The 24413-nt window shown below is 67.4% G+C and carries 26 protein-coding genes and 1 tRNA gene; 8 read left to right on the plus strand and 19 right to left on the minus strand.

All coding sequences use genetic code 11. The features are described from left to right. Positions 1-1360, minus strand: a 1360-nt coding sequence (locus tag QK444_RS09430) for a HAMP domain-containing sensor histidine kinase (RefSeq protein WP_282779030.1), incomplete at its 3' end; no start/stop codon positions are given. Next, a complete protein-coding gene (locus QK444_RS09435) occupies positions 1357-2091 on the minus strand; it encodes a response regulator transcription factor (protein ID WP_282779032.1) in 735 nt (244 codons plus the stop codon). The genes QK444_RS09435 and QK444_RS09430, both read right to left, overlap by 4 nt. A 155-nt stretch (positions 2092-2246) precedes the next feature. Between QK444_RS09435 and QK444_RS09440 the strand changes: the two genes are divergently transcribed. Together QK444_RS09440 and QK444_RS09445 are read left to right on the plus strand one after the other, a co-directional pair. Then, on the plus strand, positions 2247-2687 hold the full coding sequence (locus tag QK444_RS09440) for a prevent-host-death protein (RefSeq protein WP_282779034.1): 441 nt from the start codon (positions 2247-2249) through the stop codon (positions 2685-2687). Further along, entirely contained in the window at positions 2684-3118 is a 435-nt protein-coding gene (locus QK444_RS09445; protein ID WP_282779035.1) for a cytotoxic translational repressor of toxin-antitoxin stability system, read from the plus strand. Before QK444_RS09440 ends, QK444_RS09445 begins: the two co-directional genes overlap by 4 nt. Before the next feature lie 38 nt (positions 3119-3156). Here QK444_RS09445 and QK444_RS09450 read toward each other — a convergent pair. From QK444_RS09450 to QK444_RS09460, 3 genes are all read right to left on the minus strand, one after another. Then, positions 3157-3231: transfer RNA gene (locus QK444_RS09450), tRNA-Thr, on the minus strand. A 212-nt stretch (positions 3232-3443) separates the two neighbouring features. Next, positions 3444-3686, minus strand: coding sequence for an MbtH family protein (locus QK444_RS09455; RefSeq protein ID WP_282779037.1), 243 nt, complete (start codon positions 3684-3686; stop codon positions 3444-3446). Positions 3687-3826: 140 nt separating this feature from the next. Next, positions 3827-4660, minus strand: coding sequence for an alpha/beta hydrolase (locus QK444_RS09460; RefSeq protein WP_282779056.1), 834 nt, complete (start codon positions 4658-4660; stop codon positions 3827-3829). 198 nt (positions 4661-4858) lie between these two features. Here QK444_RS09460 and QK444_RS09465 point away from each other — a divergent pair, with 198 nt between their 5' ends. After that, positions 4859-5029 carry a hypothetical protein gene (locus QK444_RS09465; protein ID WP_169334996.1) on the plus strand — a complete coding sequence of 57 codons (171 nt, stop codon included), beginning with the start codon at positions 4859-4861 and terminating at the stop codon, positions 5027-5029. 65 nt (positions 5030-5094) lie between these two features. After that, positions 5095-6669, plus strand: coding sequence for a trehalose-6-phosphate synthase (locus tag QK444_RS09470; RefSeq protein ID WP_282779039.1), 1575 nt, complete (start codon positions 5095-5097; stop codon positions 6667-6669). Positions 6670-6696: 27 nt separating this feature from the next. Here the strand turns inward: QK444_RS09470 and QK444_RS09475 are convergent, their stop codons facing one another. Then, positions 6697-7278 (minus strand): NAD(P)H-dependent oxidoreductase, encoded by a 582-nt coding sequence (locus QK444_RS09475; protein ID WP_282779040.1) that lies wholly within the window; start codon positions 7276-7278, stop codon positions 6697-6699. Between the two features lie 339 nt (positions 7279-7617). Here QK444_RS09475 and QK444_RS09480 point away from each other — a divergent pair, with 339 nt between their 5' ends. Both QK444_RS09480 and QK444_RS09485 read left to right on the plus strand, forming a co-directional pair. Beyond that, positions 7618-8040, plus strand: a complete 423-nt coding sequence (locus tag QK444_RS09480) for a hypothetical protein (protein ID WP_282779041.1) — start codon at positions 7618-7620, stop codon at positions 8038-8040. Positions 8041-8090: 50 nt separating this feature from the next. Then, the gene (locus QK444_RS09485) at positions 8091-9056 is read left to right on the plus strand and encodes a hypothetical protein (protein WP_282779043.1); all 966 of its coding nucleotides are present in this window, start codon (positions 8091-8093) and stop codon (positions 9054-9056) included. On the opposite strand, the gene QK444_RS09490 is transcribed toward QK444_RS09485, so the two are convergent. The 13 genes from QK444_RS09490 to QK444_RS09550 all read right to left on the minus strand — a co-directional run bounded on the left by QK444_RS09490 (position 9041) and on the right by QK444_RS09550 (position 21883). Beyond that, positions 9041-10024: an oxidoreductase gene (locus QK444_RS09490; protein ID WP_282779044.1), complete on the minus strand. Its 984-nt coding sequence runs from the start codon at positions 10022-10024 to the stop codon at positions 9041-9043. The two genes, QK444_RS09485 and QK444_RS09490, sit on opposite strands and share 16 nt — an antisense overlap. Before the next feature lie 43 nt (positions 10025-10067). Continuing rightward, positions 10068-10559, minus strand: coding sequence for a h domain protein (locus QK444_RS09495; protein ID WP_282779045.1), 492 nt, complete (start codon positions 10557-10559; stop codon positions 10068-10070). After that, positions 10556-11563, minus strand: coding sequence for a hypothetical protein (locus tag QK444_RS09500; RefSeq protein WP_282779046.1), 1008 nt, complete (start codon positions 11561-11563; stop codon positions 10556-10558). The genes QK444_RS09495 and QK444_RS09500 overlap by 4 nt, the downstream gene beginning before the upstream one ends. Continuing rightward, positions 11560-13005: an MlaD family protein gene (locus QK444_RS09505; protein ID WP_282779048.1), complete on the minus strand. Its 1446-nt coding sequence runs from the start codon at positions 13003-13005 to the stop codon at positions 11560-11562. The genes QK444_RS09500 and QK444_RS09505 overlap by 4 nt, the downstream gene beginning before the upstream one ends. Then, positions 13002-14189, minus strand: a complete 1188-nt coding sequence (locus tag QK444_RS09510) for an MCE family protein (protein ID WP_282779049.1) — start codon at positions 14187-14189, stop codon at positions 13002-13004. The genes QK444_RS09505 and QK444_RS09510 overlap by 4 nt, the downstream gene beginning before the upstream one ends. 86 nt (positions 14190-14275) lie before the next feature. Continuing rightward, complete coding sequence (locus QK444_RS09515; RefSeq protein ID WP_282779057.1) at positions 14276-15514, minus strand: MCE family protein; 1239 nt, start codon at positions 15512-15514, stop codon at positions 14276-14278. A gap of 11 nt (positions 15515-15525) precedes the next feature. Further along, on the minus strand, positions 15526-16599 hold the full coding sequence (locus QK444_RS09520; protein WP_282779050.1) for an MCE family protein: 1074 nt from the start codon (positions 16597-16599) through the stop codon (positions 15526-15528). Then, positions 16596-17624: a virulence factor Mce family protein gene (locus tag QK444_RS09525; RefSeq protein WP_039809216.1), complete on the minus strand. Its 1029-nt coding sequence runs from the start codon at positions 17622-17624 to the stop codon at positions 16596-16598. Before QK444_RS09525 ends, QK444_RS09520 begins: the two co-directional genes overlap by 4 nt. Positions 17625-17626: 2 nt before the next feature. Next, a complete protein-coding gene (locus QK444_RS09530) occupies positions 17627-18778 on the minus strand; it encodes an MCE family protein (RefSeq protein ID WP_349239515.1) in 1152 nt (383 codons plus the stop codon). A 56-nt stretch (positions 18779-18834) separates the two neighbouring features. Further along, a complete protein-coding gene (locus QK444_RS09535) occupies positions 18835-19686 on the minus strand; it encodes an ABC transporter permease (RefSeq protein WP_029925420.1) in 852 nt (283 codons plus the stop codon). Positions 19687-19690: 4 nt separating this feature from the next. Then, the gene (locus QK444_RS09540; RefSeq protein ID WP_029925419.1) at positions 19691-20455 is read right to left on the minus strand and encodes an ABC transporter permease; all 765 of its coding nucleotides are present in this window, start codon (positions 20453-20455) and stop codon (positions 19691-19693) included. Between the two features lie 291 nt (positions 20456-20746). Beyond that, positions 20747-21649 carry a 3-oxoacyl-ACP reductase gene (locus QK444_RS09545; protein WP_282779052.1) on the minus strand — a complete coding sequence of 301 codons (903 nt, stop codon included), beginning with the start codon at positions 21647-21649 and terminating at the stop codon, positions 20747-20749. A 45-nt stretch (positions 21650-21694) separates the two neighbouring features. Next, on the minus strand, positions 21695-21883 hold the full coding sequence (locus QK444_RS09550) for a ferredoxin (protein ID WP_029925417.1): 189 nt from the start codon (positions 21881-21883) through the stop codon (positions 21695-21697). 203 nt (positions 21884-22086) lie between these two features. Here QK444_RS09550 and QK444_RS09555 point away from each other — a divergent pair, with 203 nt between their 5' ends. Together QK444_RS09555 and QK444_RS09560 are read left to right on the plus strand one after the other, a co-directional pair. Continuing rightward, positions 22087-23280, plus strand: coding sequence for an acyl-CoA dehydrogenase family protein (locus tag QK444_RS09555; protein ID WP_282779053.1), 1194 nt, complete (start codon positions 22087-22089; stop codon positions 23278-23280). Between the two features lie 100 nt (positions 23281-23380). Next, positions 23381-24413: acyl-CoA dehydrogenase family protein (locus tag QK444_RS09560; RefSeq protein WP_282779055.1), on the plus strand; the 1033-nt coding region annotated here is incomplete at its 3' end.

Below are 24413 nucleotides of genomic sequence, written 5' to 3' on the forward strand. Positions count from 1 at the left end.
CCAGCGCCTGCACGATGGACAGCCCCAGCCCGCTGCCGCCGCTCTCCCGGCTGCGCGAGGCATCGGCGCGATAGAACCGCTCGAACACCCGCTCGGCCTGCTCCGGTTCCAGCCCGGGACCGGTGTCGGCCACCGCCAGCAGTACCGCGTCCGCGGCCGGGGTGAGGCGCACGGTCACCGCCGCCTCCGGCGGCGTGTGCACCAGCGCGTTGTGCACCAGATTCGTGAACACCTGCCGCAGCCGCGCCTCGTCCCCGGACACCTCCACGGTGCCGGTGCCGTCGACGATCTCGAGTTCGATCGGCCGCGCCGGACCGTCCGGCCGCCGCGCGGCGTCCACCGACCGCGCGGCGTGCACGACATCGCTGGCCAGGGCCAGCAGATCCACCGGCCGCCGCTCCACCGGGCGCTGCGCGTCCAGACGCGCCAGCATGAGCAGGTCCTCCACCAGCAGCCCCATCCGCTTGGACTCGTGTTCGATGCGGTCCATGAACACCGCCGGATCAGTCACGGCCCCTTGCCGATACAGCTCCGAGAAGCCCTGGATGGTGGTGAGCGGGGTGCGCAGCTCATGGCTGGCGTCGGCCACGAACCGGCGCATCCTGGCCTCCGAGCGCCGCGCCGCCTCCTCCGACGCCTCGGTGGCCGCGAACGCCTGCTGGATCTGGGTGAGCATGCCGTTCAGTGAGCGCGAGAGGTGATCGACCTCGGTGTCGGTGCCGCGCACCGGGACTCGGCGGTGCAGGTCACCGGCGGCGATGGCGGCGGCGGTCTCCTCCACCCCGCGCAGCGGGCGGAGACTGCGCCGGATGACCAGTCGCGCGACCACCGCCAGCACCGCCAGCACCAGCACACCGATCACGGCCTGGAGCACGATGAGCCGATCGATGAAGGACTCGGTCTGTTCCAGCGGCAGCGCGACGGTGCTGGTACCCGACGGCCCCGACCACCGCAGCACCCGCCATGTCACCGCGGCGTCGCCCACCGAGCCGACGGTGATCGGCCCGCGGCCCATATCCGCGGGCACATCGGGCTCGTGGGATCCGGAATCGCCGTGCAGCAGCAGGTTTCCGTGCGGATCAAAGACCCGCACATAGAACAGTTGCGGCGGCGAATTCCGGTCCGGTCGCACCGGCGGCGGGGTATCCGGTCGCGGCGCACCGGGCCGCGCCCAGGTGTGCACCGCCTCGTCCAACTGCCGGTCGAGCCGTTCGACGAGCACCCCGCGCATGGCCGAGGTGACCGCCACCCCCGAGATCAGCAGTCCCAGTGCCGCCACCAGCACCAGCGCCAGGGTGAGCGTGGTGCGCAGCGGCACCGCGGCGAGCCGGTGCGAAACCCGCTGCCGCACAGCGTTCATCGCGCACCCGACCGGCTGCTCGATTCCCGCATCACGTAGCCGACGCCGCGCAGCGTGTGAATGAGCCGCTCCGGCCCGTTGTCCACCTTCTTGCGCAGGTAGGACACGTACGTCTCCACCACCCCGACCTCACCGCCGAAGTCGTAGCGCCACACGTGATCCAGAATGCGCGGCTTGCTGAGCACGGTCCCCGCATTGACCATGAAGTACCGCAGCAGCGTGAACTCGGTGGGCGACAGGGCGACCGGCTCCCCCGCCTTCCACACCTCATGGGTGTCGTCGTCGAGTTCGATATCGGCGAACCGAATCCGCGCGGACTTCCGCTCCGGCGCGGTGTGGCCCGCACGGCGCAGGATCACCCGCAGCCGCGCCACCACCTCTTCGAGACTGAACGGCTTGGTGACATAGTCGTCGGCTCCCAGCGTCAGTCCGGTGAGCTTGTCCTCGATATCGTCGCGCGCGGTCAGGAACAGCACCGGCGCGTCGATCCCGTCGGCCCGCAGCCGCCGCAGCAGGCCGAACCCGTCCATCCCCGGCATCATCACATCCACGATCAGCGCATCCGGCCGAAACGTCCGGGCCCGGTCCAGCCCCGCGCTGCCGCTGCCCGCACTCGCCACCTCGAACCCCTGAAACCGCAGACTCACCGTCAACAGTTCGACGATCATCGGCTCATCGTCGACGACGAGAATCCGAGCCTCGGGTTCACGCTGCGCGGGCACACCTGTCATGTGATCATCGTCCGCCGCCCACCCCGGAACTCCCTGGACGTCGGCTGGGAGTTTCCTGGGAACGGTTCGGCGCCTCGTTCCGATAGGTTCAGATAAACTATGTACATCATGTACATGATGTACATAGTTGAGCACCAGCAGAGGGAGAGACATCGATGACGACCGTCGACCGGATCACGTCCGTCAGTCGGTATACCTCGATGAACAGCGCCCGCGAGAACTTCAGCCAGATGCTGACCACTGCCGAGAACGGCAACGTCGCCGTTGTCACCCGAAAGGGGAAGGATTCCGCGCTCGTGGAGGTCGGCCGACTGCGTTGGCTCCTCGCGCACACCATCCGCCCGCATGAAGCGCAGGTCGTTCGGGAGAACGGCAACTGGGTCGCCTACCTCCCGGGCCTGCCACTGGCCGTGGAGGAGGCCGACTTCGAGACGGCGGTCAACGCTCTCATCGAAGCCATGCGCGAATATGCCGCCGATTGGCAGGACCATCTCCACGCGGCGCTCAACCATCGCGACAACGTCGACTTCGTACAGTTCGTGGAGCTATCCACCGACGACCAGCTGAGAGAATGGTTGACGGCGGCCGAGCAATGACGCAATACCCGCCGGGCAACAAGAAGGCCCATGAGACGTTCTGCCGCAACGACAAGTGGGAGCGCGTTCGCAACGCCAGAGGCGGGGTAGTCGGGCACCACAGCACGTGGGAGCTGCTGTTGCCCGATGGCCGTGTGCTGCGTACCCGCATCTCGCGCCCCATGGACAACACCGACTACGGACCCAAGCTCTGGTGCCAGATCCTGAAGGAACAGCTGCAGGTCACCGAGGCCGAGTTCTGGGCGTGTGTCAACGACCAGACCCGACCGATGCGCATGCGGGAGGCAGTGGCCATTCCGGACAGGGAACCGATTCCACTCGGCGTGGTCGAGAAGTTGATCCGCTTGGTTCACCTGTCGCCGGAGGAGATCGAAACCATGACCAAAGACCAAGCGGTATCCCGACTCAACCAGTTCTGGGCTGAGCAGTGACTTCGAGAGTGACGTCACCGTGTCGCCCACTGGCTGTTTGGAGCCCCCTGTCGGGATTGAACCGACGACCTTCGCTTTACAAGAGCGGTGCTCTACCACTGAGCTAAGGAGGCGGGAAAGCGGGGACATCATAACTGGATGGACCGGCTGCGCGGAAACCGGTTCCAGCTGGGATACCCAAGGGCGGGAACGGCTACCGAACCGGCCGCATGCCACCCGAAGTGTCATGCGGCCGCATCCGGTTCAACCGTTTCTGCGCGGGTAACCCTGTATCCCTCATGGTGCGGCGCTCGGTGCGAGCGCCGCCGTGGCTGTTCGCCGACTGTCAGGACTTAGTGGCCTGACGGGCCGCGTCATCGGCCGCCATGGCGTCGCGCAGGCTCTTCGGACGCATATCCGTCCAGTTCTTCTCGACATACTCGACGCAGGCGGCGCGGCTGTCCTCGCCGAACACGACTCGCCACCCGGCCGGGACCTCGGCGAAAGCCGGCCACAGGGAGTGCTGTTCCTCGTCGTTGACCAGGACGAAGAACCGGCCGTCTTCGTCGTCGAAGGGATTGGTGCTCATTTCACCTCACTGGATACTGGCGCTGTGTACGGGAACGCTGGTGGAACGCGCTCCGCTCGGTTGTCAGCCACGAGCGTCGAACGAACCCCCGACGTTGATTCGACCCTAGCAAGGCGAGCGTTACGCGTTGGCGGTTACCTTCATGCCGCGAAGAAATCGAGCAGGATCTTGTTCACGGCCTCCGGACGCTCCAGGTAGCCGAAGTGCCCGGCATCGGGAACTTCCTGGTAGCGCGCGCCCGGGATGGCCTCGGCGACCTCGCGGGACAGGTACGGGGGGATCATTCGGTCATCGGCGAAACCAATGGACAGGCACGGCACCGTAATGGCCCGGTAGGCGGCCAGGCGGTCGAAGTCGTGGTCCATGCGGCGCTGGGCGCGCACGCCGGGCGAGACCGGGCCGCCGGTGAACTCGAACAGGTCCAGCCAGTCACGGGCGGCGTTCGGATCCGCCATGGTGGCCGGGGAGAGGTTCATGACGGCGGTGAGGGCGGCGTCGTACTTGGCGGGCAGCGTGACCCCGCTGGCGTCGAGTTCGTGCTCGCCCAGCGACAGCGTCTTCTGGAACTGGTCGAGCCGACCGTGCCCCGCCATGAACACGGCCTTGCGCACCAGTTCGGGGCGGGCGAGCGCGAGTTCCTGGGCGACGCGCGCGCCCATGGAGGTACCCGCGACCAGTGCCGGACCCTCGTCCAGGAATTCGATGAGCGCCGCGGTGTCACGCACCAGATCGTCGATGGTCATGCCGTCGGCGGCCTCGAAGGACGGGGCGATGCCACGATTGTCGAAGGTGCACACCCGGTACCCGGCGGCCACCAGTGCGGGCGTCTGATGCAGCTCCCACACCCGCCCCGGGCTGCCGGTGCCCATGATCATGACGACCAGCGGGCCCCCGCCCTTGACGTCGGTGCCCTTGGCGCGGTCGCCCTTGACCTGGTAGTTCAGCGAAATTCCGTTCACCGTGGCCAACGGCATGGACATCGACCCCTTCATCACCTTGACTCGTGCATTCGCCTGTCGTCTGCACCTCCACCGTATAGCCCGCGGGGCGCGCGACGTTTCTCACCACCGGCCTTCGGAGCCCCATCTGCACCGAGCGGACGGTTCACCTCCGAGGTGCGGATACCATGGACACCTCATAACCTGTGCACAGACATCCGAGAGGACACGATGATGGCCGCGAAGAGCAGCGCCAACGACATCGCGGACGACGATCTCGAGCCGCTCGCCGACGAAACCGCCCGTCAGGCTCAGCGCGTCGTGGCCGCCTACGCCGCGGACGCCGACGAATGCCGCATGCTGCTGTCGATGCTCGGCATCGGCCCGAGCAACCGGGCCGACTGAGGCGGGTTCGACTACCGACAACTACAACGGGCTCCCTGCGACGGGCAAAGGAATCGAGTGGACCGATGAATCAGACCGACGACTCCCAGCACGATCCGGACACCGAGCCCGACGAGTTCGACGGTGTCCCCGCGGCCTACCGTGGCCCGGGGGCGCTCATTCCCGATGAGGGTGCCGGTTCCGGATTCGTGGTCGTCGCGAATCGGCTGCCGGTCGACCTGGAACGCCTTCCGGACGGCACCACCCGCTGGAAGCGCAGTCCGGGCGGCCTGGTGACGGCGCTGGAGCCCGTGCTGCGCAACAACAAGGGCGCCTGGGTCGGCTGGGCCGGTGTTCCGGACGTGGAGGTGGACCCGATCACCGAGGACGGGTTGGACCTGTTCCCGGTGCCGCTGTCGGCCGAGGAGGTGGCCGACTACTACGAGGGCTTCTCCAATGCCACGCTGTGGCCGCTGTACCACGACGTGATCGTGCGGCCGGTGTACGACCGCCAGTGGTGGCAGGCCTACGTCCAGGTGAACCGCCGCTTCGCCGAGCACACCGCGAAGGTGGCGGCGGAGGGCGCGACGGTATGGGTGCAGGACTACCAGCTGCAACTGGTGCCGAAGATGCTGCGCATGCTGCGTCCGGATCTGACCATCGGCTTCTTCCTGCACATTCCGTTCCCGCCGGTGGAACTGTTCATGCAGATGCCCTGGCGCACCGAGATCGTGGAGGGGCTGCTCGGCGCGGATCTCATCGGCTTCCATCTGCCCGGTGGCGCGCAGAACTTCCTGTATCTGGCGCGCCGTCTCGCGGGCCAGCCGACGTCCCGCGGCACCGTCGGCGTGCGCTCGAAAATGGGTGTGGTGCAGGTGGGTTTCCGCACCGTGCGGGTCGGCGCGTTCCCCATCTCCATCGCCTCGGCGGAGCTGGACGAGCACTCGCGTCGCCGCTCGGTACGCGAACGGGCCGCGAAGATCCGTGCGGAACTGGGTGATCCGAAGACCGTCCTGCTCGGCGTGGACCGCCTGGACTACACCAAGGGCATCGATATCCGCCTCGCCGCGCTGGAGGAGCTGCTGCACGAGGGGAAGATCGACCCCGCCGAGCTGGTCATGGTGCAGCTGGCCACCCCGAGCCGGGAGCGGGTGGAGTCCTACATCCAGATGCGCGGCGATATCGAACGCCAGGTGGGTCGCATCAACGGCGAGTTCGCCCGGGTGGGTCACCCGGTGGTGCACTACCTGCACCGCCCGATTCCGCGCGAGGAGCTGATCTCGTTCTTCGTGGCCGCCGACGTCATGGTGGTGACGCCGCTGCGCGACGGCATGAACCTGGTGGCCAAGGAGTACGTGGCCTGCCAGGGCGGCCTGAACGGCGCGCTGGTGTTGAGCGAGTTCACCGGCGCGGCAGCCGAATTGCGCCAGGCGTACCTGTGCAACCCGCACGATCTGGAAAGCGTCAAGGAGGCCATCCTCGCCGCGGTGAACGACGACCGCGACGCCCGCCGCCGCCGGATGCGCTCCATGCGCCGCCAGGTCCTCACCCACGATGTCGACCGCTGGGCCCGCGCCTTCCTCGACGCCCTGGCTCAGGACCGCGTGGCGGGCAGCGCCCTGCTGTCCGACGACGACGTGGATCCGGCACCGCGCCGCTGAGCGCGGCGGTTCGGTTCCCGATGGGGCTCAGCCCACCGGCTGCGGGCGGTGGGCGCGGTCGATCTTGTCGGCCAGCGCCGTCAGCAGGTTCGCGAGCAGATCCACCGTGGTCCGATCGGTCGGATTGCCGTCGTCGTCGAAGCGCTCGTGGGCATTGTCGATGATCACCTGCGGTGTGACCACGACATCGCTGCGCGTCTGGAGCAGCACCTGGCGCAGGGCGAGCTGGGCGCGCACGGAACCGAAACGGCTCGGTGACGCGCCCATGATGGCGATCGGTTTGCGCAGCAGCGGGCGGCCCTCGACCTCGGCCCAGTCGGTGCTGACCCAGTCGATGGCGTTCTTGAGCACCCCGGGCATCGAATGATTGAACTCCGGTGTGGCGATGAGGAGTCCGTCCGCCTCGGTGATCCGGCGGCGCAGGTCGGTCACCACCGCCGGACGCCGGTACGGGTCGTCGAAATCCAGATCGTAGGGCGGGATGTCGCGCAGGCCCTCGTAGATCTCGATATCCAGGTCGGTGCCGAGCCGCTGCGCCGTGCGCAGCAGCGCCGTATTGTGCGAGCCCACGCTCAGGCTGCCGGAGATGGCGAGGATGCTGTACGTCACGCGTTGGAGCCTATGACCGGCGGTGACGGTTTCCGGAGGGTCCGGCACGCCGCGTTCCGGACCCGATACGCCAAACCGGCGCCGCACCCGGTTCGATCCGGCCTCCGCCCGGGGTGCGGGTCTCAGGACCCCTGTACCCCAGTAGCCTTCGCCACGTCCGCGAGCATCTGATCGGCCGCTTGGACCCCGATGCCCGACAGCGCGCGAATCGCACTCGGGCTGGCCCCGAGAATGCCCGTCATACCCGATCTCACCGAAATCAGCGTCACGTACCGCTCGCAGGCAGATGCCAGCGCGGATATTCGCGAACTCGCCGCGCAGGCCACCGCCATCGATGTCATGGCGGTACGCGGGCTCGGAATACTCGGCTTGAATGATTCGCTGCTTCGGGAGGCTTTGTCGTCGGATGTGAGACTTCGTGTCCTACTCCTGGACCCCGATTGTGAAGCTGCGCGATTTCGCGCCGAGGAAATCGGCGAGTCACCCGAGTGCTTCTCGGCGGGCATCAACCTGTCCATCGCCCGCCTCAGGGAACTCGCTCGGTCGAACCACTCGGTCGAGCTGTACACCTATGACCGGATTCCGGTGTGGCGGATCCTCAAACTCGATGAGGTGCTGTTCGTTTCGGCGTTCACCGCCTACGGCGAGGGACATTCGTCATCCACGCACCGAATCGACCCCAACCGACGCGGCATCCTGCATCATGCCTTCGTGCGGGTTGTGGAACAGTCCTTCGCCGATGCGACACGCCTCGCCCCGTAGTCAGGAACCGCTGTGATCGAAGCCGAGTACTTTCCGCGACAATGGGCCGCGTGCTGACCATTCGTGGAATCTCGTACCTGGTCGACGGCGTTCCGGCGGAGGCCGCACGAGCGGATTTGGAGGTGATCCACGCGGAATTGCACTGCACGGCGGTGATGCTGATCGGTGCCGATAGGGTGCGGATGCTCGGGGCGGCGGAGGACGCACTCGAGATCGGACTCGAGGTGTGGATACGCCCACAGGTGAGCGACCGGCCGTGGCGGGAGGTGTGCGGACGGCTGGGTGAGCTCGCGACGGGAGCCGAAGAACTACGGGGGCGGTATCCGGGGCGGGTGACGCTGCTGGTGGGCAGTGAATTCACCCATACCGCGCCGGGGATGGTGCCCGGATGGTGGTCGTACGCGCGGCTCATGCTGATCGTGCGCGCGTACGGGGTGTTTCGGCGGCGGGCGACAAGGCGGCTGGACGCACTGTTGGAACGGGCCGTGCGAACGGCTCGGGAGCGGTTCGAGGGGCCGGTCGGGTACGCGGCGGCGGGGTGGGAGGACCTGGACTGGTCGCGATTCGATGTGGTCGGCGTCAATCTCTACCGATCCGGGCACGATCCCGACCGCTACGCGCGACGCGTCCGAGAACTGGTGGCCGACAACGAGAAGCCGGTTGTCATCACCGAGTTCGGTTGCGGCGCTTTCGAAGGTGCGGACCGCCGGGGCGCGGGATCGTTCCGGATCGTCCGCTGGTTCAGCGATCGACCGCATATCCGCGGCGAGCATCCGCGCGACGAACGTATACAGGCAGGCTATCTGGGCGATCTGATCGGCCTGTACGAAACCAGCGGTGTGCACGGCTGTTTCGTGTTCACGTTCGCCATGCCCGACTTCCCACACAGCACCGATCCCCGCTTCGATCTCGACCGAGCGGGATTCGGCGTCGTGAAATTCGCCGACGGCGCGGTCGGCGGCTGGACACCCAAGCAGGCGTTCCATGAGGTGGCGTGCCGCTACCGGAGGGAGTGACCTGCCTCCAGATCGCCGACCGGCTCGGTGAAGCGGAAGCTGACGCCGGTGAGTTGCTCGGACTTCTCCCACAGCCGCGCCGCGAGTTCCGGATCGTCGGCTCCGGGGGTCGGCGCCTTGCGGACCGGATAGCCTTTGAAACGCCCCGTGGGGCCGAAGAACTCACCGCCGCGCACGCTCGGGTCGACGGCCGCGCGCACGGTGGGCAGCGCGCCCATTTCGGGGGTCTGCTTCAGCGAGTCGAAGAACCACTTGAAAGCCGGGCGGGACAGGAAGCGGACGACCGGGCCCAGGTTCTGTTCGAAATCGGATTGGGCGATACCGGGATTGGCCATCGTCGCGACCAGCCTGGCGTCGGTGCCGTTGAGGCGGCGCTGCAGCTCGGCGATGAAGAGCTGCACCGCCAGTTTGGACTGCGCGTAGGCGTGCAGGCCCCGGTAGTCGCGGCGCTCGAAGAACAGGTCGTCGACGTCCACGGTGTCCATGGTCTTGCCGAACGCGCCGCTGGTGACCGAGACGACCCGGGCGTCGGGTGCGGCCAGCAGGCGGTCGAGCAGCAGGCCGGTGAGCGCGAAGTGGCCGAGATGGTTGGTGGCGATGGTGGTTTCGAAATCGTCGACGGTACGCTCCGGCCGCATCACCGCGGTGCCCGCGTTGTTGATCAGCAGATCGATGTGCGTGAAACGGTCGCGAAGCTGTCGCGCCGCCGCATGCACCGATGCCTGCGCGGCGAGATCCAGTTCCACCAGCGACAATTCGGCGTCGGGTGCGCCGACACGAATGGAATCGGCCACCAATTCCGCTTTTTCGAGGTTGCGGCAGGCCAGTACCACGTGCGCCCCGCTGTCGGCGAGCAGGAAGGCCGTGGCCACGCCGATTCCGGCGCTGGCTCCGGTGACGACGGCGACGCGGCCGTGCAGATCCGGTATGTCGGCCGCGGTCCACTGCGGCTGTTGTGTCGTGCCCACGCGATCTTCCTGAGTCCTAAGGTCTTTCGCTGACCTCAGCACTCTAGATGGGGTCGACGTCCGCCACCAGCCAGCGACCCCCCTCGCGGTCCAGTCGCACCTTCAGGCGGCTGGCGTCGTAGGTGCCCTTGGCGGGGTCCTTGCCGGTGCTGCGCTGGTTCAGGAAGATCATGACCTCGGTGTGATCGGCCTCGGCACTGATCACGCCGCTGCCGGTCACGGTGGCCTGCACCACGAGTTCCTTCTCCTTCGCGCCGGGCGCGAGGACGGTTTCGGTCACGTTCTTCCAGTCGGCCTTGAAGTCCTCGGTCATATCCTCGCTGACCTTGGCCATCTGGGTGTCGATGGTGTTGAAGTTGTAGCCGAACATGCCCTCCACGGCGCGGCGGGCAACGACCAGCGAATCCTCCCTGGCCTGTTCGGCCCGCTGATCCTGCCGATATGCGTAGCCCACCCAGGAGCCGACCACCATGGCGGCGACGAGCAGCAGGCAGGCTCCGGTCAACAGGAAGCGGTCGACAAGTCGCGCGGTCATATCACCATCTCCATCTGCGTCGCGGCCAGACCTCGCTCGGTGTGGGTGATGGTCACCCGGAACCGGAACTGCCGCTGCTGCGGACCTTCCGCACCGGCGTTGGTGAGGGTCTGCTTGACGGCCACCAGCACGATCGCGGAGTGGTCGTCGGAGCTTTCGATGGCGGCGTCGATGACCTCGCCCTTGGCGCGCACCTCCGCCTTCTGCACGATTCCGGCGTAATCGTCCTTGCGCTGCTCGTATTCGGCGGCCAGCTCACCCGAGGTCACCTCGAGCACCCGCTTGATGTCGTCGGACGCGGTCTCGGCGCTGATATTGGTGATGTTGAGCATGGCCTGCTTGGCCGTCTGCACGTAGTCGGCGCGCAAGGCGTTCTCCGCGGCGATCTCACCGCGCAGGTGCACCAGGTAGCCGGTGCCGCCCATGAGCGCCACCGCCAGCAGCACCGCGGCCACCGCCACGATCCGCTGCCAGCCGATGCCCGCGGCCGAAGGAGCTGCGGGCCCCTCGGACACGACGGCCTCGGATGTGACGGCCTCGGATGTGACAGGATCGGATGTGACAGGATCGCCGGTCGGCGGTGCGGGAGGAACCGGGGCAGGCACGGCGGCTGCGGCGGGCGGCTGCGGAATCCGCTCGGCCGCACTGCTGTCCACAGCGTCGTCGAGCCGCACCGGCTCGGCGACGTCCGGTTCCGTCCGTGCGCCGGGCTCTATCCGTTGCCCCAGCCGCACCGGCTCGGCGGCCGCCGGTTTACCGAGTTCCACCGACGCCGCGGCCGACTCGCTCGGCTCGTCGCGCGCCACCGGCTCGGTGGCCCCGGCCTCCTCGTGCTTGCCGAGTTCGACGGTGGGCGGCGTGGCCGTCACCTCGTCGGCCCCGGCCGCTGCCGAAACGGTGGCCCGGTGCACCCGTGAGGTGTCGGCCCCCGCTTCCGGCGGCGGCCCCTCCGAGCGCACCGCGCGCCGCCGGTTTCGGTTCGTCACCCCACCGGTATCACTCATCGCATCTGCTCCTGCACCATCGCTGTCAGACTCGTCGGGATCACCCCGGAGCCGTCCGGTCCGATATTGGCCTGACGGTACATGCGGCCGTCGGGTCCGAGCACGGTCCCGGTACGCGGATCGTAGGACCGCGTCTCGACCGACGCCGGTTGGGTCGCACCGGCCGGAGCGCCGGGCGCACCGCCCTGTGGCTGCTCACCGCCGGTATCGCCGGACGGCGCCACCGGATTCGGCGGCCCGAACGGCGGATTGTCGCCCAGCGGCACGAACCCCTGCGGATCCCGGCAGAGTTCCGGCGTGGGCGCGCGCTTGCCCGGCACCTCCATACAGGGCGTATTGCGAATGCCGCGCACCGCGAACGGCGCGTCCTGCGAGACCTTGCAGTACAGGCCGCCCGGGGTGTCCGGCACATCCCGCAGTGCGGCCGAACGCCGCTGATCGGCGGGGAGGAAGCCGGTGGTGCAGCCCTGCGGGTCATTGACGCTGACCATGAAGTCGACCATGGCCCCGTACTCCAGCGGACCGTTGAGCGCGATCGTCAGCAGCGCTCCGACCAGCGGCGGGAAAACGACCAGCAGCTGTTCGATGCCCGGATCGTAGACGTAGCTGACCTGGCCGACGCTGGCCAGATTGCGCGCGAGCAGCGGCAGCGTCGGATTCAGGTCCTGGAACAGTCGGGTGGCGCTGCCGGCGGCGCCCGGCGTCTTGCTGAGCACATTGCGCAGCGCCGGATCGTGTTCGCGCAGTTGATCGGTCAGTGTGGCCAGATCCGCGGTCCACGACCGGATCGCCGCATCGGATTCGATCTGGGTGTCCAGCAGCGGCCCGATCTGATCGATCAGGGCCTTGGTGGCCTCGGAGTTGTTCCGCGCCTCCTGGACGAGCAGGGACGCGGAGTCGAGGAAGCGCTGCAGATCCGGACCGGCACCGTCGAATGCCAGGAAGGCGTCGTCGATGACCTGCCGCAGTTTGGTGTCCGCGACACTGTTCAGCAGTCGGTCGGTCTGTTCGAGCAGGGAGCCGACATCCTGCGGTAGCTTGGTCCGCTCCACCGGGATGACCGAACCGTCGGAGAGGTTGCCGCCCGTGCCGTTGTCGACCGGGAGCAGGTCCACATACTGCTCGCCGACCGCCGACACACTGCGCACCCAGGCGTCCACGTCGGAAGGGATCTTGTAGTCGCTGTCGATGGAGAGTTCGGCGTCGACACCCTCCGGCGTCAGGCGCACCGCCGTCACCTTGCCGACGGTGGTACCGCGATAGGTGACATTGGCGTTCTCGTAGAGTCCACCGGTGGCGGCGAGTCGCACCGTGACGTCGTAGCGGCCGATGCCGAACATGGCGGGCAGCTGCACGTACGTACCGCTCATCACGGTGATGCCGATAACCGTCAGCACCGAGAAGATGACCAGCTGGATCTTGACGAAGCGCGTGAGTTTCACTGTCCACTCCCCTGCGGCACGGTGAGTCCCGGAATCGCGGGCAGCCCCGGAATCGGCGGCAGCCCGGGAATACTCGGCTCGGGTGCCTGCGACTCCGGCCGGGGGTTCAGTGGCGCGGTCCGCGGATCGACCGGCTCACCGGGGGTGCCGCCCAGCTGGCCGAGCGCTCCTTCGACGCCGCCGAAGCGCGGACCGAGCGGCGTTCCGGTGAGGAAGTTCTTGCTCAGGCGCGCGGCGGTGAGATCGTAGGTGATCTTCACGTTGAGGTAGTCGCCGCGCACCGCGCCGTCCAGGTTCTTCAGCGAGAACGGGAAGGTGAGCAGCATGTCCAGCGCCGCACTGAGATTCGTTCCGGTATTGGCGATCTCCTGCAGCAGCGGCCAGAGGTTGGCCAGTTCGGCGGTGAGGTGATCGCCGCCGTTGTCCACGATGCGCGACACCACGTCGCTGAGCCCGCCGAGCGCGGTCAGCGCACGGGTGATGTTCTCCCGGCGGTCGGCGAGCACGGTCAGCGCCGGATGGATGTTCTCGATGGCCGCGACCACCCGATCCTGTTGCTGCGCCAGGATTCCGGAGAACCGATCCAGTCCGCCCATGGCCGCGATGATGTCGTTGGTCTGCGCGTCGAGCGTGGTGACGAGGGTGTTCAGCTGCGGCAGCAGTTCGCGGATGGCCTCGGTGTCGGTGCTCAGCGCGGTGTTCAGTTCCTTGGTGATGGTCTCCAACTGGCTGATGCCGCCGCCGTTGAGCACCACCGAGAGGGAGGACAGCGTCTGCTCGGTGGTCGGGTACGCACCCGCCCGCTCCAGCGGGATGACATCGCCGGGCCGCAGTTCGCCCTGTGCCGGAACATCGGTGGGCGCGGCCAGTTCGAGGTGGTTACTGCCGAGCAGGCTGGTCTGGCCGATCTTGGCCGTGGCGTTCGCGGGCAGCTTCACATCCGGTTCGAGGCTCACGGTGACCAGCGCGTGCCAGCCCTCCACCTCGATACCGGTCACCGAGCCGACCGCGACGTCATGGACGCGAACCGGCGAATTGCGGGTCAGCGTCGTGACATTCGGCATCTGGATCTTGACTTGCCACGCCCCCGCACCGGTGCCCTCCGCGCCCGGCATCGGCAACGAGTTGAGGCCGTCCCACTGACATCCGGTGGCGCCCAACGCGATCGCGATACCGATCGCCATGCCCGCCACCCGGGTGCGGGCGAGGTGTGTGGCACGTCTCGGTTCTGGACTGACCGGAGCGGAGAGCAAAGCCAACACAGCTTTCATCAGTTGCCTCCCGGAACGGCCAGTTCGGCGATGCTGCCCGGCACCGTGACGCCGCCGGCCGCGGCCGCGACCTCCGGTGTGCTGTACACCAGCTGCTCCGGATAGGCGGTCGCATTGGTCGGCGTGCTGAGCATGAGCGGCGGATAGTTCATGGCCATGCTGTTCAGCACCGGGCCGAGCATGGTGGCGCACAGGTCCGCGCTCTTGTCGGAGTCGTTGGTCTCCAGCGCCTCGATCGACCCGCAGAGGAAGCTGATCGGGTCGGCGAAGTTGGTGAGCACCGGATAGCCGGTCAGCGACCCCTGGGCGGGCTTGTAGATCTGATAGAAGTTCACCAGGGCGGTGGGGCCGGAGTGCAGCACGCGCTCCACCTCGGGCCGCTTGTCCACCAGCAGCTGGGTCACCTCGCTGAGCCGCTGCACGCTCTCGGTCAGCGCGCCGCCGCGGGCGTCGATGAAGCGCTGCACATCCGCGACCGCGATATCCAGATTCTCCAGTCCCGCACCGAGATCGGTGGACACTCCGGCCAGCACCGAGGACACCGAGGCGAGCCGCCCGCCGAACTGCACGATCTGGTCGTTGCTCTTGGAGAGCACGTCCACGAACTGCTGCAAATTGCGAATGGTGGCGAACAGGTCGGTGCGGCCGTCGGACAGCGTGGTCAGCGCGCTGGACAGCTCCCGCAGGGTGTCGCGGAACGCCTCACCGTTGCCGTCGAGATTGTCGGCGGCGGTGTCGACGAATCGACCGAAGGAACCCTGTTCGTCATCGCCCACCGGGCCGAGGGTCGTCGCCAGCCTGGACAGTTCGGTCTTGATGTCGTCCCACTCCACCGGAATGGCGGTGCGCTCGATCGGGATGGTCGCGCCGTCGGCCAGTTTGTCGCCGCCGGTGTAGGCGGGGGCAAGCTGAATGAACCGCGCCGACACCAGCGAGGGCGACACGATGACGGCCTTGGCGTCGGCGGGCAGGTCCACGCCGCGGTCGATGGTCATCCGCACCGTGACCCGGTCGGTGCCCGGATCCACGGAGTCGATGGTGCCGACCCGCACGCCGAGCACCCGCACCTGGTCACCGGCGTAGAGGCCGCTGGTGGACGGGAAGTACGCGGTGATCTGGGTCTTGCCGATCCGGCTCACCGCCGGGTACGCGAGCACACCGACCACCGCGATCAGCGCGACCAGGGCGACGGCCCACGTCCACCGGGGCAGCTGTCCGAGGTTCTTCAGTGCGTTCATTTTCCGGGCGTTCATTTTCCGGGCTCCGTCAGTGCGGGATACAGGCCGGGAGGCTGCTGCGGACTGTTGTCGAGGTAGGAGCGCAGGTCCTCGGGCAGATGTTCGGGCCACACCAGGGCGTCGACCAGCGGCTGCAACCCCTTGCTGGTCGCGTTGGAGATGTACGCCTGGAAGTACGGGCCGCCGCCCACCTGCTCGCCCAGTGCGCCCGCGTAGGGGCCGAGGGCGTCGAGGGCGTCGGAGAGGTTCTGCTCATTGCGCTGGAGCATCGCCAATACCGAGTTCAGCCGGTCCAGCGTGGGTCGCAGCTGGGCCTCGTTGTCGTTGACGAACCCGCTGAGCTGCTGGGCCAATCCGTTGACGTACTGGATCATCTGACCGAGCGCGGTGCGCCGCGCGTCCAGCTCGCCGAGCAGCTGATTGCCGTCGACGAGCAGCGCGCTGATCTTGGCGGCTCGATCGGACAGCACCTGGGTGACGCCCTGGGCCTTGCTCAGCAGCTCGGTCAGCGCCTGGTCGCGGGTGTTGATGCTGCGCGACAGGGCGGTGATGCCGTCCAGGGCCGACCGCAACGGCGCGGGCGTATCGGCGAAGGTGGCCGACAGCGCGTCGAGCGTGGTGTTCACCTGCTCCATGTCCAGGCCGTGCACGGTGGTGGCGAGGTCGCCGAGCGCGTCGTTGAGCGAGTACGGAGAGGTGGTGCGCTCCAACGGAATCGGCTCGTCCCGGCGCAGGCGGCCGTCCCCCGCCGGGGTGACCTCGAGGGATTTGCGACCGAGCACCGTATTGGTCTTGATGGCGGCGCTGGTGCGGTCGCCCAGCGTGATGTCGCCGTCGATGCTGAACCGCACGAGCACCTTCGCGCCGTCCAGCCGCACGTCCTCGACCCGCCCGGACCGCACGCCCGCGACCTGAACCTGGTCACCGGGCACCAGACCGCCCGCGTCACCGAAATGGGCGGTGTACTGAATACCGGAGGCCAGGAACGGCAATCGGTCGAACTGGAGCGAGGCCAGTGAGATGGTCACCGCCAGCACGATGCCGACGATGCCCACATTGATCACCGATGAGCGCTGTCCGTTCACTTCGCACACCTCCCGGTGGTCTGCGCGCCGGGCAGTTTGAGGAACAGCGGCTTGCCGTCGGGGCCGTCGACCAGGAAGTCGGTGCCGCAGACGTAGATGTTCAGGAACGATCCGTAGGAGCCGATGCGAACCAGCTTCTTGTAGGCGTCCGGCAGGTTCTGGATGATCCACTCGATATCGCCGGATTGATCGTCGATGCTCGTGGCGGTACGCCCCAGCTGGTTGATGGTCTCCTTCAGATCCGGCCGGGCCTGGGTGAGCAGCCCGGTGAGATCGCCTGTCGCCCCGGAGATCCGGGGAATGGCGTCCCCGATCGGATCCTTGTCCGCGGCCAGCCCGCTGACCAACCGCTGCAATTCGTCCAGCGTGGTCGCGAATTCCTGATCACGATCGTCGATGGTGGCCAGCACCGTCTTCAGATTCTCGATCACACTGCCGATCAGGGCATCTCGCTCGGACAGCGTCTTGGCGAAGGAGCCGGAGCTGTTCAGCAGCGACACCAGTGTGCCGCCCTGCCCCTGGAAGATCTGCAGCAGCGCCTCGGTGAGGTCGTTGACCTGCGCCGGATCCAGGCCGCGCAGCAGGGGCTTCATCCCGCCCAGCAGCATGTCCAGATCCAGTGCGGGCTTGGTGCGGTCGGTGCCCATGGTCGCGCCCTCCCGCATCACCTCCGCCGTGCCGGGGCCCTCCAGCAACTCCAGATACCGGTCGCCGACCAGGTTCTCGTAGCGGATGGCGGCCGTGGTGCTCTGGTAGAGCCGGTACTTGCGGTCCACGTCGAATTCGAGATGGGCGAGATTGTCCTCGCCGACCCGCACCGAGGTCACCGAGCCGACCGGCACACCGGCGATGCGCACCTTCGCCCCCGGCAGGATGCCCGACGAGCTGGTGAACACGGCCTTGTAGCCGTACTCGCGGGAGAACCGCATCTCACTGAAGACGATCCCGAGCATGCCCAGGATCAGCACCATGACGAGGGTGAACAGGCCGAGCTTGACCGTGACCGCGTGGGGTGTGAAGCGCACCGCTACCTCACCCCCGGCAATCCGGCGAACAGCAATTCGAAGACGGTGCCCTCGTTGAGGCTCGGTTGGGTCGGCGGCTGCCAGACATGCCCCTGTGAGGTGTCGGTGACCAGGTAGTTGGCCTTGTCACCGGTCTCCCAGCCGGTGACGTCCTCACAGTGCGGTCCGCCGGTGGCGTTCACCTTGGGCAGATCCTCCGGGTACTTGTAGGGCTCACCGGCGGGCATGAGGCTGGCGTTCATGGAGACCGCCGGATACCGGCCGCCGAAGATCTCACCGTAGAGCGGCATCAGCGGGCCGAGGCCGTTGACCACGCAGGACACCGCGGTGCGGTACTCGTACAGGGTGTCTGTGGCCGGATGCAGCAGTCGAAGTGCTTCCACCAGCGGCGATTCCGTCTCGTTCAGGATCGGGGTGGCGGTGTCGGCCAGTCCGATGATGTTGGTGAGCACCAGGTCCAGATCCCCGGCCCGCTCGGCCAGCGTCCCGCCGGTGACCACCAGATTGTCGGTGGTGCGCAGCAGATCCGGCACGGTGTCGGCGTAGAGGCCGGTGACCTGGGTGGTCTTGCGCAGATCCTCCTGCAGGGTGGGCAGTGAGGGGTTGATGTCGCGCAGGAACGCCTCGCTGTCGACGAGCAGCTGGTTGATCTTCTCGCCACGGCCCTGCAATGCCGAACCCACCGCCTGCAACGTGGCATTCAGCTTCTCCGGCTCGATTTTCGCGAGCACGTCATTGAGATGCTGGAACAGCGTATTGAATTCGACGGTAACCGAACTCGCTCGCACCACTGCGCCGGGTTGCAGTGATTCCCGCGAAGCATTCTGCGGCGCAATGAAATTGATATATTTCGCGCCGAATACCGTGGTGGACCTGATATCCACGACGGCATTGGCGGGCACCATCCGCAGCTGTTCCGGATCGAGTTCGAGATCGATGCGCGCGCCGTCGGCGGTGTTGTGCACACCGGAGACCTTGCCGATTTCCACGCCGCGGATCTTGACCTTGGCGTCCGGGTCGAGCACCAGGCCGCTGCGCGGCGATTCGACGGAGACCTTGACGGTGTTCTCGAAGCCGCCCGCGAACATGACCAGGCAGAGGGTGACCACGGCCACCACGCCCAGCACCATGCCGAGCCCGCACAGCCGGATCACCCACGGCTCTTCGAACCGTGATTGTGGTTTGCGTGTTTGCGTACCCATTCGCCGCCCTACCCGGAGAGATGGAAGTTGCCGGAGGTGCCGTAGATGGCCAGCGAGATCAGCAGCGTCACGGTGACGACCGCGACCAGGGAGGCCCGCACGGCGTTGCCGACCGCGACTCCCACGCCGACCGGCCCACCCGCGGCGTGGAAGCCGTAGTAGGTGTGAATCGCCATGACCGCCAGGGCCATGAAGATCGCCTGCGCGAACGACCACAGAATGTCGCTGGGAATCAGGAAGGTTTCGAAGTAGTGGTCGTAGACGCCCGCCGACTGCCCGTAGATCACCACGGTCGCGAAGCGACTCGCGATGAAGGAGGCGATCACGGCGAGCGAGTACAGCGGAATGATGGCGATGATGCCCGCGAGCATCCGGGTGCCGACGAGGAAGGGCACCGGGCGAATCGCCATGACCTCCAACGCGTCGATCTCCTCGGAGACGCGCATGGCGCCCAGCTGCGCGGTGGTGCCCGCGCCCAGGGTGGCCGCCAATCCGATGCCCGAGATCACCGGCGCGGCGATGCGCACATTGATGAACGCGGCGAAGAAGCCGGTCAGCGCCTCGACGCCGATATTGCCCAGGGAGCTGTACCCCTGCACGGCGATGGTGCCGCCCGCGGCGAGGGTGAGGAAGCCGACGATCACGACGGTGCCGCCGATGACCGCGAGCGCGCCGGTGCCCATGGAGATCTCGGCGATGAGCCGAATGGTCTCGGTGCGGTAGTGCACCAGCGCCCGCGGCACCGAGGCCATCGACTGCGCGTAGAACACGGCGTGTTTGCCGACGGAGTCGATACCCTCGCCAACACGCCTGACCCGCTTGGTGATTCGCGGGAATCTGGACTCGATCACGAACGCCATCAGATCACCGCGCCGTGAACTTGATGCCGACCGCGGTGACGACCACGTTAACCACGAACAACACCATGAAGGAGAAGACGACGGTCTGGTTGACCGCGTCGCCCACGCTCTTGGGGCCGCCCTTCACGTTCAGCCCCAGGTAGCAGGCGACGAGTCCGGCCGCGAGTCCGAACAGGGTGGCCTTCACCTCGGAGATGACGAGTTCCGGGAAGTGTGTCAGCAGCGTGATGCCGTTGACGAACGCGCCCGGGTTGACGTCCTGGAGGAAGACCGAGAACAGGAAGCCCCCGAGGATGCCGATGGTGCTGACGAGGCCGTTGAGCAGTGCCGCCACGAACATCGAGGCGAGCACGCGCGGTACCACCAGGCGTTGGATGGGATCGATGCCCAGCACCCGCATGGCGTCGATCTCCTCACGGATGGTGCGGGCGCCGAGATCCGCGCAGATGGCGGTGGCGCCCGCGCCGGCCACGATGAGCACGGTGACCATCGGGCCGACCTGGGTGATGGACCCGAAGGCCGCACCCGCGCCGGAGAGGTCGGCCGCGCCGATCTCCCGGAGCAGGATGTTGAGCGTGAAGCTGACCAGCACCGTGAACGGAATCGCCACCAGCAGGGTCGGGATGATCGATACCCGAGCCACGAACCACGCTTGTTCGATGAATTCGCGGCGCTGAAATGGGGGCCGTACCGCGGCGCGAGCGACGCTTCCGGCGAGTTCGAAGAACCCTCCGACCGCCCGCAACGGCACGGCAAGAACGTCGTTCATTCCCGCGTTTCCTCCTGCCCCTGCCTTGCTTATAGCGCACGAGATCTGAATGTGATCTACGCCCCGCTGAATGATTAGAACACGTTCACTGGCGCTGCGTAAGGCTTTCGCAGGTATTGAACAGCTCTTTTTCTCGGTGATAGCTAGGCGCTTGAGAACTTGTTCACTATGGGGTCACTCTCGTGTCTGAGACAGCCCTTGTGAGGCGTCCCACACCGTTGAACCCCATTCCTACCAATAGTTGATCGTGTGATCAACCGGGGGCCGGACGTAACCCCCGCTATGGGAAACTCAGTCCAGATCCATCAGCGACGACGCCGAAAAGGTAGCGCCGGAAGGGCGTTCGGCAAAATACCCGCCGAGTGTCGCGGCGAGTCCCGCCGCGGTCCACTCGCCCTCGGCATCGAAACGCCGCTCGACGACCGGCGCGGCCATCAGGGCGACCATCGGGCCGTACACCACGAACAGCTGGCCGGAGACGCGCTCGGCCGCCGGGGAGGCGAGGTAGGCCACCAGGCGGGCGACATGATCCGGCGACAGTGGATCGGGCCCGTCCTGCGGGGCGGCGGAGAAGACGTTCTCCGTCATGGCGGTGCGCGCCCGCGGGGCGATGGCATTGGCCGTCACGCCGAAACGTGCCAGCGCGCGGGCGGCCGACAGGGTCAGCGCGGTGATACCGGCCTTGGCCGCACCGTAGTTCGCCTGCCCCTCCGGACCGAGCAGTCCGGCCTCGGAAGAAGTGTTGACAATGCGCCCGTACACGGGCGCGCCCGCCGCCTTGGACTTGGCGCGCCAGTAGGCGCCCGCATTGCGGGTCAGCAGGAAGTGTCCGCGCAGGTGCACCGCGACGACGGCGTCGAAATCCTCGTCGGACATGTTGAACAGCATGCGGTCCCGGGTGATGCCCGCGTTGTTGACCACGATGTCCACCCCGCCGAAGGCTTCGTCGGCGGTGTGGATGAGGGCGTCGGCGGTGGCACGCTCGGCGATGCTGCCCGCGACGAATTCGGCCTTCGCGCCCAGTGCCCGGATATCGGCGAGGGTAGCGTTGACCGCGTCGTTCTCGGCGAGATCGTTCACCACGACCGACGCCCCGGCGCCGGCCAGGGCCAGGGCCTCGGCCCGGCCCAATCCGGCGCCGCCGCCGGTCACGATCGCAACCCGGCCCGCAAGACTCACATCAGAAACGCTCACCGGGCCGACTTTAGAACGTGTTACACCTTGCTAGCAAGGATGGTTTCAGACAAGTTTCAGGGCCGCCTTCGGGCACTGCGCCACGGCCGTGCGAACATCGTCCTCCTGATCGGCGGGCACCTCGGCGGCGGTGATGTGCAGGATGTCCTCGTCATCGAGATCGAACACGTCGGGGGCGATTCCGACACAGATGCCGTTCGCCTCGCACTGGTCGAGATCGACGGTGACCTTCATAGCCAACTCCTTTGCCACAACTACGGGCCGAGCCTAACAAGACAGCCCCTGCCCAGGTACCCGGAAATACCGGAACAGGCTCCCATACTGGAACAAGTTCCACTTGGTGTGCAATTATCGCCTCACCACCTCGGTTCGCGGCGCGAGCCTTCCAGGCCGCGAACCCGCCGCATCGCCAGGCGCGGCAGAAAGGACATCGCACTATGCGCATTGCGTATACGCCCGAGCAGGAACAGCTGCGCGCCGAACTGCGCGAGTACTTCGCTCGACTGATCACCCCGGAACGACGCGACGCGCTGTCGGCCCAGACCGGCGAGTACGGCCACGGCAACGTGTACCGCGAGGTCGTCGCCGAGATGGGACGCGACGGCTGGCTGGCGCTGGGCTGGCCCAAGGAGTACGGCGGGCAGGACCGCTCCACCATGGATCAGCTGATCTTCACCGACGAGGCCGCCATCGCGGGCGCGCCGGTGCCGTTCCTGACCATCAACTCGGTCGCGCCGACCATCATGCACTACGGCACCGAGGAGCAGAAGAAGTTCTTCCTGCCCAAGATCGCCGCGGGCGAACTGCACTTCTCCATCGGCTACTCCGAACCCGGCGCGGGCACCGATCTGGCCTCGCTGCGCACCACCGCCGTGCGCGACGGCGACGAGTGGATCATCAACGGCCAGAAGATGTGGACCAGCCTCATCGCCTACGCCGACTACATCTGGCTGGCCGCGCGCACCGACCCGAATGCCAAGAAACACAAGGGCATTTCCATGTTCATCGTGCCGACCACGGCCGAGGGCTTCTCCTGGACCCCGGTGCACACCATGGCCGGTCCGGACACCAGCGCCACCTACTACCAGGACGTGCGGGTCAAGCACAGCGATATGGTCGGCCCGGAGAACGGCGGCTGGTCACTGGTCACCAACCAGCTCAATCACGAACGGGTGGCGCTGACCTCCTCTGCCCCGCTGGCGCTGGCCGTGCGGCAGACAGTGGAGTGGGCGCGGGAGGCCAAGACCTCCACCGGCGCTCGCGTCATCGACCAGGAATGGGTGCGGATCAATCTGGCGCGCGTGCACGCCAAGGTGGAGTACCTGAAGCTGCTCAACTGGGAGATCGCCTCCCGGGCCGACGCGGGTGGGGATGCCGCGCCGCGCCCGTGGGACGCCTCCACCTGCAAGGTGTACGGCACCGAACTGGCCACCGAGGCCTACCGGCTGCTCATGGAGGTGCTCGGACCGCAGGCGTACCTGCGCCAGGACTCGCCGGGAGCGCAGCTGCGCGGGCGGCTGGAGCGCATGCACCGCGCCTGCCTGATCCTCACCTTCGGCGGCGGCACCAACGAGGTGCAGCGCGACATCATCGCCATGACCGCCCTACGCCAGCCGCCCGCCACGCGTTGAGAGCCGTGTCCGACACCCCGGCGTTCACGGGCCCTCCGTGGTTACGCAAGCTTCCTCCTCCCGGCCCTGAGCGAACGCCGACCGAAAGCTAGGTACCTCCATGGATTTCACCCTGACCGAAGCGCAGCAGGATCTGGCCCGGCTCACCGCCGAGGTGACCGGCAAGCTGGTCACCGCCGACCGGCTGCGCGAACTCGACCGCACCACCGATGCCGAGGGCAACGACACCGTGCGCTTCGACGCGGCGCTGTGGAAGTCGCTGGCCGAGACCGGCGTCCTGGCCGCGGCACTGCCGGAAGCGGTGGGCGGCAGCGATTTCGGCGTGCTGGAGCAGACGGCCGTGCTGCGTGAACTGGGCAAGTCGGTCGCGGCGGTGCCCTACCTGTGGTCGGTGGCGCTCGGTGCGGGCGCACTGGCCGCCTTCGGCTCCCCGGCGCAGCGCGAACTCGCCGCGGCCGCCGCAGCCGGCGAGACCATCCTGACCGTGGCGCTGAGCGAGGAGCGCAACTGGGAGCCCGCCACGCCCGTCACCACCGCCGACGAGAACGGCTCCTGGCGGCTGTCCGGCGTCAAGATCACGGTGCCCTTCGCCCGGCAGGCGGTGCGAATCCTGGTGCCCGCCACCGTGAACGGCCGCGCCGCCGTCTTCCTGGTCGATCCCGCCGAACCCACCGTGCACCTCGCCGACCAGCTGGTCACCGACCGCTCCCCCGAGGCGGAGGTCGAATTTGCCGGTGCCCCGGCGGAATTGGTGGGCACCCTGGAGCAGGGGCCGGAGATCCTGACCTGGCTGCTGGAGCGCGCCTGGCTGGGCCTGGCCGCCCAGCAACTCGGCACGGTGGAGCGCGGCCTGGAGCTGGTGGCCGAATATGCCCGCGAGCGTGAGCAGTTCAACCGCAAGATCGGCAGCTTCCAGGCCGTGGCGCAGCGCCTCGCCGACGCCTACATCGACGTGCAGGGCGTGCGCCTGGCCGTCCAGCAGGCGGCCTGGCGACTGGCCGAGGGCCTGGACGCCGCCGCCGAGATCCACACCGCCAAGTACTGGGCGGCCGACGCGGGCCACCGCATCGCCCACACCGTGGTGCACGTGCACGGCGGCGTCGGCATCGACCGCGATCACATCGTGAACCAGT

Source organism: Nocardia sp. CC201C, from assembly GCF_030010695.1.
GTDB classification, from domain to species: domain Bacteria; phylum Actinomycetota; class Actinomycetes; order Mycobacteriales; family Mycobacteriaceae; genus Nocardia; species Nocardia otitidiscaviarum.

What these genes read in the sequence shown, in the direction of transcription:
- QK444_RS09435 (WP_282779032.1), bottom strand. Translation starts at nt 2,091, where the DNA reads ATGACAGGTGTGCCCGCGCAGCGTGAACCCGAGGCTCGGATTCTCGTC.
- QK444_RS09440 (WP_282779034.1), top strand. Translation starts at nt 2,247, where the DNA reads ATGACGACCGTCGACCGGATCACGTCCGTCAGTCGGTATACCTCGATG.
- QK444_RS09445 (WP_282779035.1), top strand. Translation starts at nt 2,684, where the DNA reads ATGACGCAATACCCGCCGGGCAACAAGAAGGCCCATGAGACGTTCTGC.
- QK444_RS09455 (WP_282779037.1), bottom strand. Translation starts at nt 3,686, where the DNA reads ATGAGCACCAATCCCTTCGACGACGAAGACGGCCGGTTCTTCGTCCTG.
- QK444_RS09460 (WP_282779056.1), bottom strand. Translation starts at nt 4,660, where the DNA reads ATGCCGTTGGCCACGGTGAACGGAATTTCGCTGAACTACCAGGTCAAG.
- QK444_RS09465 (WP_169334996.1), top strand. Translation starts at nt 4,859, where the DNA reads ATGGCCGCGAAGAGCAGCGCCAACGACATCGCGGACGACGATCTCGAG.
- QK444_RS09470 (WP_282779039.1), top strand. Translation starts at nt 5,095, where the DNA reads ATGAATCAGACCGACGACTCCCAGCACGATCCGGACACCGAGCCCGAC.
- QK444_RS09480 (WP_282779041.1), top strand. Translation starts at nt 7,618, where the DNA reads ATGGCGGTACGCGGGCTCGGAATACTCGGCTTGAATGATTCGCTGCTT.
- QK444_RS09495 (WP_282779045.1), bottom strand. Translation starts at nt 10,559, where the DNA reads ATGACCGCGCGACTTGTCGACCGCTTCCTGTTGACCGGAGCCTGCCTG.
- QK444_RS09500 (WP_282779046.1), bottom strand. Translation starts at nt 11,563, where the DNA reads ATGAGTGATACCGGTGGGGTGACGAACCGAAACCGGCGGCGCGCGGTG.
- QK444_RS09510 (WP_282779049.1), bottom strand. Translation starts at nt 14,189, where the DNA reads ATGGCGATCGGTATCGCGATCGCGTTGGGCGCCACCGGATGTCAGTGG.
- QK444_RS09515 (WP_282779057.1), bottom strand. Translation starts at nt 15,514, where the DNA reads ATGAACGCACTGAAGAACCTCGGACAGCTGCCCCGGTGGACGTGGGCC.
- QK444_RS09535 (WP_029925420.1), bottom strand. Translation starts at nt 19,686, where the DNA reads ATGGCGTTCGTGATCGAGTCCAGATTCCCGCGAATCACCAAGCGGGTC.
- QK444_RS09540 (WP_029925419.1), bottom strand. Translation starts at nt 20,455, where the DNA reads ATGAACGACGTTCTTGCCGTGCCGTTGCGGGCGGTCGGAGGGTTCTTC.
- QK444_RS09550 (WP_029925417.1), bottom strand. Translation starts at nt 21,883, where the DNA reads ATGAAGGTCACCGTCGATCTCGACCAGTGCGAGGCGAACGGCATCTGT.
- QK444_RS09555 (WP_282779053.1), top strand. Translation starts at nt 22,087, where the DNA reads ATGCGCATTGCGTATACGCCCGAGCAGGAACAGCTGCGCGCCGAACTG.